Source organism: Nocardiopsis terrae, from assembly GCF_014651695.1.
Taxonomy (GTDB): Bacteria; Actinomycetota; Actinomycetes; order Streptosporangiales; family Streptosporangiaceae; genus Nocardiopsis; species Nocardiopsis terrae.
In genome coordinates this window covers 65,237-79,650 of record NZ_BMXJ01000004.1, presented here as the reverse complement: position 1 = coordinate 79,650, position 14,414 = coordinate 65,237, and the positions used below count along the sequence as shown (strand labels likewise).

The 14,414-nt window shown below is 72.3% G+C and carries 11 protein-coding genes; 7 read left to right on the top strand and 4 right to left on the bottom strand.

The window, feature by feature from the left end; genetic code table 11:
• Positions 1 to 136: 136 nt before the first annotated feature.
• The 6 genes from IE195_RS11900 (at position 137) to IE195_RS11875 (ending at position 5,713) form a co-directional block, all read left to right on the top strand.
• Positions 137 to 1,768 (top strand): glycoside hydrolase family 10-like protein, encoded by a 1,632-nt coding sequence (locus IE195_RS11900; protein ID WP_191270687.1) that lies wholly within the window; start codon positions 137 to 139, stop codon positions 1,766 to 1,768.
• A gap of 198 nt (positions 1,769 to 1,966) precedes the next feature.
• The gene (locus tag IE195_RS11895) at positions 1,967 to 2,368 is read left to right on the top strand and encodes a TOBE domain-containing protein (RefSeq protein ID WP_191270685.1); all 402 of its coding nucleotides are present in this window, start codon (positions 1,967 to 1,969) and stop codon (positions 2,366 to 2,368) included.
• Positions 2,361 to 3,200, top strand: coding sequence for a molybdate ABC transporter substrate-binding protein (gene modA / locus IE195_RS11890; RefSeq protein ID WP_191270683.1), 840 nt, complete (start codon positions 2,361 to 2,363; stop codon positions 3,198 to 3,200). The genes IE195_RS11895 and modA overlap by 8 nt, the downstream gene beginning before the upstream one ends.
• Before the next feature lie 8 nt (positions 3,201 to 3,208).
• Positions 3,209 to 4,024 (top strand): ABC transporter permease, encoded by an 816-nt coding sequence (locus tag IE195_RS11885; protein ID WP_229826179.1) that lies wholly within the window; start codon positions 3,209 to 3,211, stop codon positions 4,022 to 4,024.
• Complete coding sequence (locus tag IE195_RS11880; protein WP_191270679.1) at positions 4,021 to 5,136, top strand: ABC transporter ATP-binding protein; 1,116 nt, start codon at positions 4,021 to 4,023, stop codon at positions 5,134 to 5,136. The genes IE195_RS11885 and IE195_RS11880 overlap by 4 nt, the downstream gene beginning before the upstream one ends.
• 238 nt (positions 5,137 to 5,374) lie before the next feature.
• The gene (locus IE195_RS11875; RefSeq protein WP_191270677.1) at positions 5,375 to 5,713 is read left to right on the top strand and encodes a DUF3040 domain-containing protein; all 339 of its coding nucleotides are present in this window, start codon (positions 5,375 to 5,377) and stop codon (positions 5,711 to 5,713) included.
• A 96-nt stretch (positions 5,714 to 5,809) separates the two neighbouring features.
• On the opposite strand, the gene IE195_RS11870 is transcribed toward IE195_RS11875, so the two are convergent.
• The 3 genes from IE195_RS11870 to IE195_RS11860 all read right to left on the bottom strand — a co-directional run bounded on the left by IE195_RS11870 (position 5,810) and on the right by IE195_RS11860 (position 11,237).
• The gene (locus IE195_RS11870) at positions 5,810 to 8,368 is read right to left on the bottom strand and encodes a penicillin-binding transpeptidase domain-containing protein (protein WP_373295657.1); all 2,559 of its coding nucleotides are present in this window, start codon (positions 8,366 to 8,368) and stop codon (positions 5,810 to 5,812) included.
• 561 nt (positions 8,369 to 8,929) lie between these two features.
• On the bottom strand, positions 8,930 to 10,276 hold the full coding sequence (locus IE195_RS11865; RefSeq protein WP_191271557.1) for an FAD-dependent oxidoreductase: 1,347 nt from the start codon (positions 10,274 to 10,276) through the stop codon (positions 8,930 to 8,932).
• Positions 10,277 to 10,553: 277 nt separating this feature from the next.
• Positions 10,554 to 11,237 (bottom strand): lysophospholipid acyltransferase family protein, encoded by a 684-nt coding sequence (locus IE195_RS11860; RefSeq protein WP_191270672.1) that lies wholly within the window; start codon positions 11,235 to 11,237, stop codon positions 10,554 to 10,556.
• Positions 11,238 to 11,479: 242 nt separating this feature from the next.
• On the opposite strand from IE195_RS11860, the gene IE195_RS11855 reads away from it, so the two are divergent.
• A complete protein-coding gene (locus IE195_RS11855) occupies positions 11,480 to 12,133 on the top strand; it encodes a cyclase family protein (protein WP_191270670.1) in 654 nt (217 codons plus the stop codon).
• 92 nt (positions 12,134 to 12,225) lie between these two features.
• On the opposite strand, the gene IE195_RS11850 is transcribed toward IE195_RS11855, so the two are convergent.
• Positions 12,226 to 14,313 (bottom strand): FUSC family protein, encoded by a 2,088-nt coding sequence (locus tag IE195_RS11850; protein WP_191271555.1) that lies wholly within the window; start codon positions 14,311 to 14,313, stop codon positions 12,226 to 12,228.
• Between the last annotated feature and the right edge of the window lie 101 nt (positions 14,314 to 14,414).

Here is a 14,414-nt window from a genome sequence, read left to right as displayed (position 1 = left end):
TCCCGGCGATCACACTGTGCGATGTTATCCACACATTGGTCGGATCGTGTCCAAAAATTGACATCTTGCTTTAATCTGGGTCGCGGCGCGACGCCAGGGGGACGGCGGTGCGCGGACAGGCCGGAGGGAATTGTTGATGCGTTCGATGGCACGGGCCGTGACCACGCCGCGCGCCGGAACACGGTGGGCGGCGGCCGCCGCCGCGACCACGGTGCTGTTGGCCGGGTGTTCCGCGAACGGGAGCGACTCCGGGGCCGGGGACCCCGTGGCCGGAGGCGAGGGGCTGGCGGCCCCCGCCGCCTGCACCGCCGACGGCGACAAGCGCCAGATGCGCGGCACCTGGCTCACCACGGTCCGCAACATCGACTGGCCCTCCGAACCCGGCCTGTCCGCCGAGGAGCAGAAGGCCGAACTCGACGCGTGGCTCGACGAGTCGGTCGAAATGGGGCTGAACGCCGTCTTCCTGCACGCTCGGCCCACCGCCGACGCCGTGTACGAGTCCGATCTCGAACCCTGGGCCCGCTACCTCACCGGGGAACAGGGCGGCGACCCGGGCTACGACCCGCTGGAGTACGCGGTCGAGGAGGCGCACGAGCGCGGCCTGGAGATGCACGCCTGGTTCAACCCCTACCGGGTGGGGCTCCAGGACCCCGACGTGGAGAACCTCGCCGACGACCACCCCGTCAGACAGAACCCGGAGTGGCTGGTCGACTTCGGCACCGAGGCCTACGTCGACCCCGGCAACCCCGAGGTCCGGGAGTGGGTCACCTCCGTCATCATGGACGTGGTCGAGCGCTACGACATCGACGGCATGCACTTCGACGACTTCTTCTACCCGTACCCGAAGGACGGCGCTACCTTCGACGACGACGCCAGCTGGGAGGCGCACGGCGGCGACTTCGACGACCGCGGCGACTGGCGGCGCGAGAACGTCAACCAGCTCATGCGTGACGTGCACGGCCAGATCCAGGAGACCAAGCCCTGGGTGAGCTTCGGTGTCTCCCCGTTCGGCATCTGGCGCAACGACAGCACCGACCCCACCGGTTCGCCCAGCTCGGGGCTGCAGTCCTACGACGCCCAGTACGCGGACACCCGTACCTGGATCGAGGAGGGCACCGTCGACTACGTCGCTCCGCAGCTGTACTGGGAGCGGGGTTTCGCCACGGCCGACTACGAAGCTCTGACCGAGTGGTGGGCCAACGAGGTCGAGGGAACCGGCGTCGACCTGTACGTGGGCCAGGCCGCCTACCGTCTCGGTGATGACGGCTGGACCGACGACGACGCGCTGAGCAGCCAACTCGACTTCTCGGGTGAGCTCGACCAGGTCTCCGGAGACATCTACTTCTCCATCAGGAGCCTGCGGGAGAACGGCGGCGCGGTCGAGCACCTGATCGAAACCCACTACGCCGGGCCCGCGCTGCCCCCGGTGATCGACTCGCCCGGGGACGAGGGGCCCCTGACCGACGCGCCCACCGGCGTCTCCGCCCAGGAGGGCGACGGCACGGTCGAGGTCGAGTGGCAGCAGATCGAGGACGCCCGCTTCTACGCGGTCTACCGTCTTCCGGCCGACGCGGCCCAGGCCCTGGAGGACGGTGACGACCAGGCCTACTGCGCCGCGCTGGCACCGGAGAACCTGGTCGGGATGACCGGCGGCTCCACGCTGACCGACACCGAGCCCCTGGAGGACGGTGCCGGTTACGTGGTCACCGCTCTGGACGACTACCGGGCGGAGGGACCGGTCAGCGAGATCGCGGACCCGCGCAGCTGACCCGGGCCGCACCGGAGCGGCGGCGTCCGGCCGGGGCCGCCGCTCCAGCGGGACCTGCGGGCCCGCCCCCCACGAAGGGGGCGGGCCCGTTCGCATGTCCGCGGTCTGGCAAAAACCACAGTAAATCCGTGAGGAAGTTATGATCTGCTAGCAGAACGTCCATGACGTCATCGCAGATGAGACTAGTAGGTTCGTCCCATGCCGACCTTTCAGATCAGTGAGGCCGCCGAGCTGCTCGGCGTCAGCGCCGACACCGTGCGCCGCTGGGTGGACTCCGGTCGGCTGCCCGCCGAGCGCGACACCTCCGGGCGCCGTCGGCTCGACGGCGCCGAACTCGCCGCCTTCATGCGCGCCGGAGCGGACGAGGACCCCGGCCGCAGCGTCTCCTCCGCCCGCAACCGCTTCCGGGGGCTGGTCACCAACGTCGTCCGCGACCGGGTGATGGCCGGGGTCGAGATCCAGGCCGGGCCGCACCGGGTGGTCTCCCTGATGAGCCGGGAGGCCGCCGACGAGCTCGGACTCCGGGTCGGGACCGTGGCGACGGCGGTCGTCAAGTCCACCAACGTCGTCGTCGAGACCGCCGGAGGCCGGCATGCGTGAGCACATCCGGGGCCGCCGCCCGCGCCCGGACGGCCCCTTTCGCGGACGGGCCGCCGCGCTGACGGCCCTGGTCCTGGGGGCGACAGCCTGCGCCTCCGGCCCGGGTGCCGGAGGAGGGGGTGACGGTTCCGGGGCCGGCGGGGAGCTCACCGTTTTCGCCGCGGCCTCCCTGATCGACGTCTTCGAGGAGATCGCGGGCTCCTTCGAGCAGGAGCGGCCGGGGGTCACGGTCACCCTCAACTTCGCGGGCAGCAGCGAACTCGCCCAGCAGATCAACTCCGGCGCCCCCGCCGATGTCTTCGCCGCCGCCGACACCGCCACCATGGGGCAGGTCGTCGACGGTGAGGGCCTGGACGCCGACTGGGCCGCCGAGCACGGCGGGGACGCGCTGGTCTTCGCCACCAACACCCTGCGGATCGCCGTGCCTCCGGACAACCCGGCCGGGGTCGGCGGGCTCGCCGACCTGGCCGAGGACGACGTCTCGGTCGCCTTCTGCGCGCAGGAGGTGCCCTGCGGCTCCGCCACCGCGACCGCCCTGGAAGCGGCGGGTCTGGAGGTCACCCCGGTCACCCTGGAGGAGGACGTGCGGGCGGTGCTCACCAAGGTCGAACTCGACGAGGTCGACGCGGGCCTGGTCTACGCCACCGACGTCGCCTCCGCCGGGGGCCGCGTCGAGGGCCTGGAGTTCCCCGGGGCCGAGGAGGCCGCCAACGACTACCCGATCGCTGTCCTCGCCGGAGCCGCCGACCCGGACCTGGCCGCCGACTGGGCCGGGTTCGTCGCCACCGAGGGCGCCCCGGTCCTGCGGGAGGCGGGGTTCGGTACACCGTGACCGCCGTCGTGACGCGCGCGAGCCGACGCGCCCCGCGCCCCCGCTCGGGGCGGGTGCCCTGGATCCTCCTCGTCCCCGCAGTGGCCGGCGTCCTCTTCCTGGTCCTCCCCTTCGCGGGGATGCTCCTCCGGGCGCCCTGGCCCGCCATGGGCGCCCGCGTCACCGATCCCGACGTGGTGGCGGCCCTGTGGCTGTCACTGTCCACCGCCACCGCGGCCACCGCCGTCTCCCTGCTGTTCGGCGTCCCCCTGGCCTGGCTGCTGGCCCGCACCGAGTTCCCCGGCCGCCGACTCGTGCGGGCGCTGGTCACCGTCCCCCTGGTGATCCCGCCGGTCGTGGGCGGGGTGGCCCTGCTGATGGTCCTGGGCCGCAACGGAGTGATCGGCCGGTACCTGGACGCCTGGTTCGGCCTGACCCTGCCCTTCACCTCCGCCGCCGTGGTCATCGCCCAGGTCTTCGTGGCCATGCCCTTCCTGGTCATCAGTGTGGAGGGGGCCCTGCGCGGGGCCGACCGGCGCTACGAGGAGGCCGCCGCCACCCTCGGCGCCAGCCGCGTCACGATCTTCGCCCGGGTCACCCTGCCCATGGTCCTTCCCGGTATCGCCGCCGGGGCGGTGCTGTGCTGGGCGCGAGCCCTCGGTGAGTTCGGCGCGACCATCACCTTCGCCGGGAACTTCCCCGGTACCACCCAGACCATGCCGTTGGCGGTGTACATGGCCATGCAGCGCGACCCTGAGGCCGCAGTCGTGCTCAGCCTCGTCCTGCTCCTGGTGTCCCTGGCCGTCCTGGCCACTCTGCGCGAGAGGTGGGTGAGGGCCGCATGAGGCCGCCGGAGCGTGCCTCCGGGACCCGATCCGGGGCCTCCGTTCCCGCGTCCACGGCCGGCCCCGCGCTCGACGCCGAGCTGCGCCTGCGCCGGGGCGACTTCACCCTCGACGTGGCGCTGACCGCCGAACCGGGGGAGGTCCTCGCGCTGCTGGGTCCCAACGGTGCGGGCAAGTCCTCGGCACTGCGCGCCCTGGCCGGGCTGGCACCCCTCGCCGGGGGACACGTGTTCGTGGACGGATCGGACGAGACCACCACGGCCGTCGAACACCGCCCCATCGGCATGGTCTTCCAGGACTATCTGCTCTTCGAGCACCTGAGCGCCCTGGACAACGTCGCCTTCGGACCGCGCTGCCAGGGTGCGGCCAGGGCCGAGGCGCGCTCCCGCGCGGCCGAGCTGCTCGACCACATGGACCTGGCCGACCACGCCCGCGCGCGCCCGCGAGAGCTCTCCGGCGGCCAGGCCCAGCGGGTCGCCCTGGCCCGTGCCCTGGCGGTACGCCCCCGGCTGCTGCTGCTGGACGAACCGATGGCGGCGCTGGACGCCAGCACCCGCATCGACGTCCGGGCCCGCCTGCGCCGCCTGTTGGAGGACTTCGACGGGGTGACGGTGCTGGTCACCCACGACCCGCTGGACGCGATGGTGCTGGCCGACCGCATCGCGGTGGTCGAGTCGGGCCGGGTGGTGCAGCGGGGCGAACCCGCCGAGGTGGCGCGGCGGCCGCGCACCTCCTACGTGGCGCGCCTGGTGGGTCTGAACCTGTTCCGGGGGGAGGGGGCCGGGGAGGTGGTGGAGCTCGCCGACCCGGCCCCCGGGGGCCGGGTCCGGGTTTCGGTGCGCGAGCCCTGCCGGGGGCCGGCCCTGGTGGCCTTCCCGCCGCGTGCGGTGGCCCTGTACCCGGAACACCCCCACGGCAGCACGCGCAACGTGTGGCGGCTGACCGTGGACGGGATCGAACGCTTCGGCGACCAGGTCCGTGTGCATCTGCTCGGCCCGCCCTCCCTGGCCGCGGACATCACCCCCGCGGCCCTGGCCGAACTCGGTCTGTCCCGTGGGGACACGGTCTGGGCGGGGGTCAAGGCCTCCGAGGTCGAGTGTTATCCGGGTTGAGCCGGGGCCTCGCGCGGGTCGGGGCAGGGTGTGGGCCGTGCGCCCCGCTACGGGTCCGGGGGCCCGGATCGTGGTGACACACGGCTCTCACATGTCGGAACGAGATGTGCCTTTTTGGTGCCGTTCGCGAAAAACGAGTGGAAATCCTGTGCGCGCTTGGATATCCGGGCCCCACCTGGGGGAGACTGTAGAACACCCGGTGACGACAGTCCTTGCCCCTGCGGCTGAGGAGGGTTCCATGTCCCTGAGAGAGCATGAGCGCAGAGTCCTCGCGCAGATCGAGCGGCAGCTCAGCGAGGACGCGCCGGACCTTGCCGGCCGCCTTGAGGCCTTCGGGAGCGATGATCCCGACGCCCCGGTTGATCCGGGGCTGCGGAGCTGGAAGCCGTGGGTCGCCTGCGGCCTGATCGCCGCGGTGACCGCGGGACTGTTGGTGATGCTGTTCGTCCTCACCCCGAGCGCCCCGCAGCCCGAGGCGCCCGCCCCGGCCGAGACCTCACAGGAGAGCGTCCCCGGGCCGGCACCGGAGGGCGAGCCGGCGGACGGACCGCCCGAGCCCGCCGAACCGGTCGGATAGCCGGAGCGCTTCCCCACGACAAGGGCCCCGCCCGGGAGATCACCTCTCCCGGGCGGGGCCCGACGGCCGGTCCGGCCGCTACCGCTCCGGGTGCCGCTAGAGCGCGTTCGTGAAGTCGGCTGCCAGCGGTCCGGCCACGGATCCGCCGCCGCCACCGCCGTCGACCACGACGGCGAAGGCGACATCGCCCTTGTAACCGACCATCCAGGCGTGGGTGGGAAGTTCCTCGTCCTCCTCGGGGGTGCCGAACTCGGCGCTGCCGGTCTTGCCGTACACCTCGCCCTGGAAGGCGACGTCCTTGGCCGTGCCCTCGGTGACCACCGCGCGCATCATCGGACGCAGCGCCTCGGCGTTACCGATCGGGTTGGGTCCGGGCAGGTCCTCCTGGGCGGGTTCGGTGACCAGCACCGGGTGTCGCCAGGAACCGTCGGCGACCGCTGCGGGCACCGTCGCCATGTGCAGCGGCGAGGTGAGGATCTGGCCCTGGCCGATGCCCTGGGCGCCCATCATGGTGGAGCTGTCCACGGGCGGGAAGCTCGGCTCGTGGGTGGGCACACCGATGTCCAGCGGGGCGTTCATGCCGAACTGCTCGGCGCTGGCCTGCAGGGTCTCCGGATTCAGGTACTGGTCGACCTCCTGTACCAGGGAGGTGTTGCAGGAGGTCGCGAACGCCTCGGTCACCGTCTGCGCGCCGTACTCGGCGCCGCCCGCGTTGCGGAACGGCCAACCGCCCAGGTCGTACTCCTCGGGGCACTCCATGGTGGCGTCCACCGAGAGGCCGTTGTCCAACAGCGAGCTGTAGGTGATGATCTTGAAGGCGGACCCGGGCGGGTACTGGCCCTCGAAGGCCCGGTTGAACCCGCCGGGAACGTTCACCGCAGCCAGGATCTCCCCGGTGGAGGGGCGCACCGCCACCAGACCGGCGGGGTCGTCGGCCTTGATGATGGCGTTGGCGGCCGCGTTCTGGACGCCCATGTCGATGCTGGTGGTGATGTCCGCGCCGTCGGAGCCGTCCAGGGCCGCGACCGTGTTCTCCTCGGTGACCTCCACGGACGCCAGGTCCTCGGCCTCGGCGGCGTCCACCATCAGGATGGTGGTCGCGGCCTCGCCGGCCAGGTGCTCCTCGTAGGTGCGCTGGAGCCCGCTCACACCGACGGTGTCGCCGACGTCGTAGGCCGGGCCCAGTCGCTCGGCGTCCTCCTCGTCGGCCTCGCCCAGGGCGCCCACGATCATCTGCAGGGAACCGGCCACGTCCGGGGTGTCCAACCGGGTGCCGTCAGCGGCCAGGATCCGGCCGCGCTCGCCCCACACCGCGGTACGGGCCAGCACCTGGCCCTCGCCCAGCCCGGGGAAGGCGACCTCGGGGGAGAACTCGACCCACCACTCCCCGTCCTCGCGCAGCAGCGGAAGCTCGCCCTCCCAACCCCAGTCGTCGGCGTTGGTCAGGGACACGGTCACCTCGTAGGGGGCGCTGCCGGTGCCGCCCTCCGTGACGGGCGTTCCGACCTCGACGTCGACGGCCTCGACGCCCAGACCGGTGTCGATCCCTCCCATGACCGTCTCGGCGTCCTCACCGGTGGTGACGGCGGCCAGACGTGCGTAGTCCTGCTCCTCCCAGGCGGCCTCGTACTCGGCCGTGGCCTCCTCGGGCTGGGGCAGTGTGTAGACGTACCAGCCCGCCCCGGCGCCGATCAGCGCCAGCACGACCACGCTCGCGACCAGGCCGATGACCAGCCCGCGGCGGGATCTGCGCCGGGGCGGCGGGGGCCCGGGGTCGTAGGCGTCGTCCTCGTATCCGTAGGGCTCGTCCGGCCCGTCCGGGCCCTGCGGACCTGAGGGAGCGCCCCGGTCACCGCCGCCGTAGAGGAACCCGTAGCTGTCGCTCTGGTTCTCCCCGGCCGACGGCCCGGGTTCTCCCTGGCCGGGTTCGTACGGGCCGGACTCCGTTCCGCCGTAAGGCGCGGGTGCGGTACCGGGGTAGGGCGTGTCGCCCGCATAGGCGGGTTGCCCCGCGTACGGGGTGCCCCAAGCTTCGGGGGAGGTCCCGGGGTTCCCCTGGTTCTGGGCGGCCTGCCCCCAGCCGGGCTGCGGGCCGGTCCCCGGAGCGCTCCAGCCCTCCTGCGGGGGTTGGGCGCCGGCGGGGTCGTTCCAGCCCGGCGGCGGGCCCTGCGGCTCGGCCGGTGCGCTCCAGTCGCGCTGGGAGTGGGCGGGGCCGCCCCAGGCCTCCTGCGGGCCCTGCGGTTCGGCCGGTGCGCTCCAGCTCTCGTGCGAGGGCTGGGGCTCCAGCGGGGCGCTCCAGTCCTGTGGGGAGCGGGCGGGGCCGCCCCAGGCCTCCTGCGGGCCCTGCGGCTCGGCGGGCGCGCTCCAGCCCTCGGCCTGCGGGGGCCGGGGCTGCACGGGGGTGCCCCACGGTTCCTCAGCGGGGGCAGGGGCGGCGGAGGGGTCGACGGGACTGCCCCAGGACGGCTGGTCGCCCCGGCCGGGAGCGTCCCAGGCGCCCGAGGGCTCGGGCGTGCCTGCGGCCGGGGTGCCCTCCGGGGCGTCCCAGCCGCGGTCGGCGCCCTGTGCTGGCTGCCCCCACTGCTGCCCGGGGCCCCGTGGTGCCTCGTTCGGGTCCGCGGGCGGGGCTTCGGGTACGGGAGCGGGGGGCGCCACGGGGTCCGCGGGGCGCGGGTGATCGAACCTGAAGTCTCCGGTGTCCACGGGGCGGGCCCCGGGAGGCCGTTGGGGGATGCGGTAGGGGTTCTCCGGGCGCGGCCGATGTGCCTCTGTGCCGTCCGAATCCTCGGGCGGCCCGGAGGAATCCGGCTGCCGGGGGGACCGTTCGTCCACGCCTGACCGTCCTTCGTTACGTTTTCAGGAGATACCACGATGCCCCGCTCCCACCTCGGTGGGAGCGGGGCACGAGGATGATGGTCGGCATGGCGGTCGCCTCTCGGCGCGGGGCACAACGGGGCTCCTGGCCGTCCGATCAGCCCGCCTCGGAGGGCGGGTGCCGGACGCGGTATTCCGCGAAGGCAATAGTTGAGGCCCGGGGGACACTTGCTACCACACCGACCAACAGTGACTCTAACCCATCAGTCCGGGGAGTTGTTCCACGAACCCTGAGACAGCCGCATGCGCAATCTCACGGTGACAGAAGGCACAGATCGGGTAAAGACAAGGGGCCGGTCCCGCAAAGGGGTACGGGACCGGCCGGGAAGCTCACACGAAGGCCTAGGCCTGGCGTGCGACGCTGGTCTGTTCCGCGCGGGAGAGCAGCTTGAGGCGCTTGCGTCCGCGCTCGGCGCCCAGCTCCTCCTCCTTGGCCTCGATCCGCTTCCAGCCCTCCCAGGTGGTGTACTGGACACCGCGCTCGGTGAGCAGGGCCCGGAAGGAGACCGGGTCGGGCTCGGCGGCCGGCGTGAAGGACTCACGGTCGGCGACCAGGTTGGTCACGGTCTCCAGTGCGTCGCCCTTGGTGTGGCCGATGAGGCCGACCGGGCCGCGCTTGATCCATCCGGTGGCGTAGACCCCGTCGACGTGCTCCTCGTCCAGGTCCAGGACCCGGCCCCCGGAGTTGGGCACCACGCCCCGCTCCTCGTCGAAGGGCAGGTCGGCCAGGGGGGAACCCAGGTAGCCGATGGCGCGGTAGACGGCCTGCACCTCGGTCTCGACGTACTCGCCGGTGCCCCTGACGTTGCCGTCGCCGGTCAGCTCCATGCGCTCGGTCCGCAGGCCGGTGACCCTGTCCTCTCCCAGGATTTCCACGGGTGAGTGCAGGAAGTGCAGGTGCAGGCGGCGTTCGGCGCCGCGCTCGTCCCGGATCGCCCAGTTCTGCAGGACCTTGACGTTGGTCTTGACCTGGTTGGACTCCTCGCAGGCCCGGAGGCTGCCCTCGTCCATCTCGAAGTCCTCGGCGTAGACCAGGACCTCGACGCCGGGCTGCTTGTCCAGCTCGCGCAGCTCCATCGGGGTGGCCTTGCACTGGGCGATGCCGCGCCGGGCGAACACGTGCACGTCGGTGATCTGCTTGGCGCGCAGGCCCTCGTAGACGTTGTCGGTGATGTCGGTGGCCAGCAGGTCGTCGGCGTCCTTGGCCAGGATGCGCGCGACGTCCACGGCCACGTTGCCCGCGCCGATGACGGCGACGCTGGTGCCGTCGACGTGCCAGGAGGGGTTGACGTCGGGGTGGGAGTCGTACCAGAAGACGAAGTCGGCGGCGCCGTGACTGCCGGGCAGGTCGACGCCGGGGACGTCCAGCTGGCGGTCGCGGTCGCTGCCGGTGGCGAAGATGACCGCGTCGTAGTGACGGCGCAGGTCCTCCAGTTTGAGGTCCACGCCGTACTCGACGTTGCCGTAGAAGGTGATCTCCGGCTTGTCGAGGATCTTGTGCAGGGCCCCCTGGATCTGCTTGATCCGGGGGTGGTCCGGGGCCACCCCGTAGCGGACCAGGCCGTAGGGGGAGGGCAGCTTGTCGAGGATGTCGATGCTGACGGACGTGCCGCACGCGGACAGGGTCTCGTCCTTGGTGAGCAGGTCCGCGGCGTAGATTCCCGCCGGGCCCGCACCCACGATTCCCACTCGCAGTGGTCGCGTCATCGCACAGCTCCAAGTCTTCGCGCCAGGGTCGGACGCCATAGGTAAGGCTTGCCTAATCTATCCGATGTCGCCACCGGAAAAACCCACTATAAGGGTAGGGAATTCTGCCCTCCCCGCCGGGTGGGGGGAAACGCCCCGAAGTCCGCCCGGCGCCGACAGTCCAGGTGGGGGGCCGGATCCGGGTCCGCCGGAAGGGCCTTCAGTGTGGGGTCAACGCCCCGCCAAGGAAGAATCAGCCCCGAGATGAATGTGGGGAAAGTCACTGCTGCTCGAGCTCGGCCTTGACGGAGGCGGCGTACCGGGACACCTGCTCCTGGCCGGACAGCTTGGCGATCGCACTCATGATGGCGTCGGTCGCCTCCCGGCGCGGCTTGGCCCGTCCGGCCTGCCCCGCCCAGGGGGAGAGGTCGACCGGCTCACCGAAGCGCACGCCGACACGGTTGAGCGAGGGGATCCTGCGGCCGGGCGGCAGGATGCGCCCGGTGCCGGCGAGCGCCACCGGGACCACGGGCGCCCCCGTCGTCAGGGCCAGCCAGGCCAGGCCGGTCTGCCCCTTGTACAGGCGGCCGTCGGGGGAGCGGGTGCCCTCGGGGAAGATCCCGAAGACCTCTCCGCCGGTGATGACCTCCAGGCTGTTGTTCATCGCCTCCTGGGAGCTCTGGCCCGGGCGGCGGTCCACCGACAGCGGGCCCAGCGCCCGCAGCACCCGTGAGAGCGCCTTCCTGGGCAGTGTGCTCTCGTCGAAGAGCTCCTGCTTGGCGATGAAACGCACCGGTCTGGGGCAGGCCACCCCGATGAAGAGGGGGTCGATGAGCGCCAGGTGGTTGGCGGCCAGGATCACCGGGCCCTGCGCGGGGACGTGGTGCGTGCCCTCCACCTTCTGCGGCCACGCCACGCGGCTGGCGGGCGCGACGACGGCCTTGGCTGCTCCGTACAGTGACACTATGAAGTCGCCCCTTCTCGGTGGGTCGCTGATGCTCGCGGGGTTCGCACGCACCGGACGGGGCCTCGACCCGTGGGTGTGCCCTCCGAGCTTAGCGGGGTCCGGCGGGTGGCTGTCTGGCCGAGGCGGCCGAAGAGAACTCCCCGACCCCTGCCGTGACGTGCACCACACGCGCTAGGGTTATGGTCTAGACCTCTGGCCCGGGTCAGAGGCTTCTCCGGACGCGAGCGAGGAAGACAGCCATGCCGAAACTGGTCGATGTCAGCCACCAGATCACCGACGGAATGACCACCTGGCCGGGCCTGCCGGAACCGGTGATCGAGGAGAGCACCACCGTCGCGGGCGGTGTTCCCGGACACGGGAACAGCAGCGGACGGGTCACCATGGTCGGGGCGACCGGAACCCACGTCGAAATGCCCGCCCACCGTTACCGGGACGGGGCGGACCCGGCCGACCTGGACCTGGAGAGGGTCGCTGACCTGCCCGGAGCCGTGGTCCACGCGGCCGAGGGCCGTCAGATCGGCCCCGAAGCCTTCTCCGGTCTGGACCTGCGCGGGCGCGCCGTCCTGGTACGCACGGGCTGGGACCGGCACTGGCGCACCGAGGCCTACGGGCGGTCCGACCACCCCCACCTGACCGAGACGGCGGCCAAGGCCCTGGTCGAGTCCGGAGCCACCCTGGTCGGCATCGACTCGGTCAGCGTCGACGACACCTCTCCCGCGGCCGAGGGCGCCCGCCCGGCGCAGGCCGCCCTGCTCGCCGCGGGCATCCCGATCGTCACGCACCTGTGCCTGCTCGACCAGCTCCCCGCCGAGGGCTTCTCGTTCTACGCGGTCCCCGCCAAGGTCCGCGGCATGGCGGCCTTCCCCGTCCGGGCCTTCGCCGTGCTCGCCTAGTACCACCGGCCCAACCGCGGTGATCTTGCTACCAGGGGCAACTTCGGCGCCGAAATCGCCCCTGGTAGCAAGATCACCGCGAAAAAGGGGGCCTACAGGTCGGCGTCCACGTCCTTCTGGGCCCGGCGCCGTTCGCGCTGGGCCCGGCGCTCGGCCTCCTGCTGGGCGGAGCGCTCGTCCTGAGCCACCGCGCTGGTCATCGAGTTGGCCAGCGCACGCAGCTCCATGTTGATCCGCGGGTAGGCGGGCAACCGGGGCAGAGCACCCAGCCTGGGGGTGCGCCGCTCCTCCATCGCCAGGATGAGCTCGTGGAAGGCCAGGTCCACCCGTTGGAGCGTGATCGTGCCCGCCGGATCGGGGCTGCGGTCCTGGGACAGCGCCGCCAGGGCGAGGTACCCGATGCGCTGGGTGGCCACCACCACCGGCCACAGCGGGCGGGTGGAAGCGGCCCGCGGCACGTCCCCGATCGCGCTCTCGTACACGCCGCGCAGGCTCACCAGAGCCGCCCGCATGTCCCGGCGCAGCCGGTAGCGGCGCTCCTCGGTGAGCTCCACGTCCTGGTCCAGCACCGCCATCATGCACTGGCGGGTCCTCTCCAGCACGCCCGCGATGGCCTGCGGAAGCCGGGTCGCCGACGCCCTGCGCCAGAGCAGCAGCGACCCCGCCATGCCGAAGGCCGCACCGACCAGCGTGTCGATGATCCTCGACCCCGCCAGCTCGGCGGCGGGGTAGGGGTTGGCGGTGTAGGACAGCAGCAACGCCATCGGTGTCAGCAGGACTGAGGCGTAGAAGAAGTTACGGCCCACCACCAGTTGCGTGCCGCCCTGGAACAGCCCGGCCAGGACGATGACCGCGGCCAGCGGCAGGTCGGTCGTGAGCAGTGCGACCCCGACCAGCACACCCAGCAGGGTACCCAGCGACCGCTGCACCGAACGGTTCAGGGTCAGCACCACGTTGCCGCCCTGCAGGACGGCGGTCGTGGTCAGCGCCACCCAGTAGTAGTGCTCCAGGCCCAGCCACAGCCCGAACGCGCCCGCGAGGGTCACGGTCAACCACATGCGCAGCGCGGTGGGGCGGATCAGGGAGTCGGCGCTCAGACTGGAACGCAGTGAGCCCCACAGCGCGGGGTAGCGGTCGTCGTGCAGGTCGGCGCTGCGCTTGTCGTCCTCCTCCCCGTCGTCCTGGGCGCTCCGGTGCGCGGCCTGGGAGGCCCGCGACAGCAGGTTGTACAGGCGTGCCTCCAGCGACCGCGGGCGCATGCCCCGGCGCAGCTCGTCCAGGGAGTCCGGGTCGGGCGCCCGGTCCGGCTCGGCGACCGCCAGGGCCATCCGGTCGGCGAACTCCGCAGCCTGTTCGGGCAGCGCCGTGGGCCGTGTCATGCACACCTGGGTCGCGGCCAGGTGGATGTCGGACACCCAGCGCAGCAGGGCGCGCAGCCGGGCCGCCTCGGAGGTGGTGCGGTAACCGCGGGTCTGTCCCAGGAGCACGATCCGCCACGCCTCGGCGACGGCCACCGACGCCCTGTGCTGGGCGTGGTCGAGTTCGGGGCTGCCCACGGCCCGGAGCAGTGTGGCCAGAGCACGGTAGGCCCCGGCCACCGCCCGGTACTCGGGGTGACGGGCGCGCACCGGGGCGCCCGACATCGACACCGCCCACCCCACAGCCGCGCCCGTGGCGGCGACCAGCGCGTGCAGGGGCACGTCGGCCAGGCCTCCGGGGGCGATCGTGGAGATGCTGGCGACCAGGACGAAGAACATCGTCCCGGGTTTGTCCACCCGCCAGGCCGCACAGACCCAGGTGGCCAGCCCGGCGGTCAGGCCGATGGAGACCACCGCCGCCCACGGGGAGAGGGACGCGGCCAGGGAGTTGACGGCCACCGCCGCGACGAAGCCCAGACCCACCAGGGCCAGGGCCGCCGCACGGTAGGAGTAGGGGGTCTTCTTCTCGTACAGGACGGTCATGGACCCCAACGCGGCGAGAGTGCCGACCTGGGGGCCGAAGGCCAGCGCCGCCAGGGCGAAGGACACCGTCATCGCGACGGTCGCCTGCACGGCGGTCGTCCAGGCCCAGGCGCCCGCCTCCAGACCGAACACGGCCCTGAGGTCGACCCGCGGCCGTGGCCGCTCACCCACGGTGACGCGTTCCGGGCCCTTGGCGGAGTCGTCCTCGCCCAGGTTCATCGGGCCGGTCTCACCAGTGGTTCCCAGATCTCGCACGGGCCCCATCCTAAGCCGAACGGGACGAACAGGACGTCGGTCTCCGGGCGGGCGCGGCCGTCTCC

Bases quoted from the DNA above. Each gene is read 5' to 3' on its own strand.
- IE195_RS11850 (WP_191271555.1), bottom strand. From the start codon at position 14,313: ATGAACCTGGGCGAGGACGACTCCGCCAAGGGCCCGGAACGCGTCACC.
- IE195_RS11895 (WP_191270685.1), top strand. From the start codon at position 1,967: ATGCCGACCTTTCAGATCAGTGAGGCCGCCGAGCTGCTCGGCGTCAGC.
- IE195_RS11900 (WP_191270687.1), top strand. From the start codon at position 137: ATGCGTTCGATGGCACGGGCCGTGACCACGCCGCGCGCCGGAACACGG.
- modA (WP_191270683.1), top strand. From the start codon at position 2,361: ATGCGTGAGCACATCCGGGGCCGCCGCCCGCGCCCGGACGGCCCCTTT.
- IE195_RS11875 (WP_191270677.1), top strand. From the start codon at position 5,375: ATGTCCCTGAGAGAGCATGAGCGCAGAGTCCTCGCGCAGATCGAGCGG.
- IE195_RS11855 (WP_191270670.1), top strand. From the start codon at position 11,480: ATGCCGAAACTGGTCGATGTCAGCCACCAGATCACCGACGGAATGACC.
- IE195_RS11880 (WP_191270679.1), top strand. From the start codon at position 4,021: ATGAGGCCGCCGGAGCGTGCCTCCGGGACCCGATCCGGGGCCTCCGTT.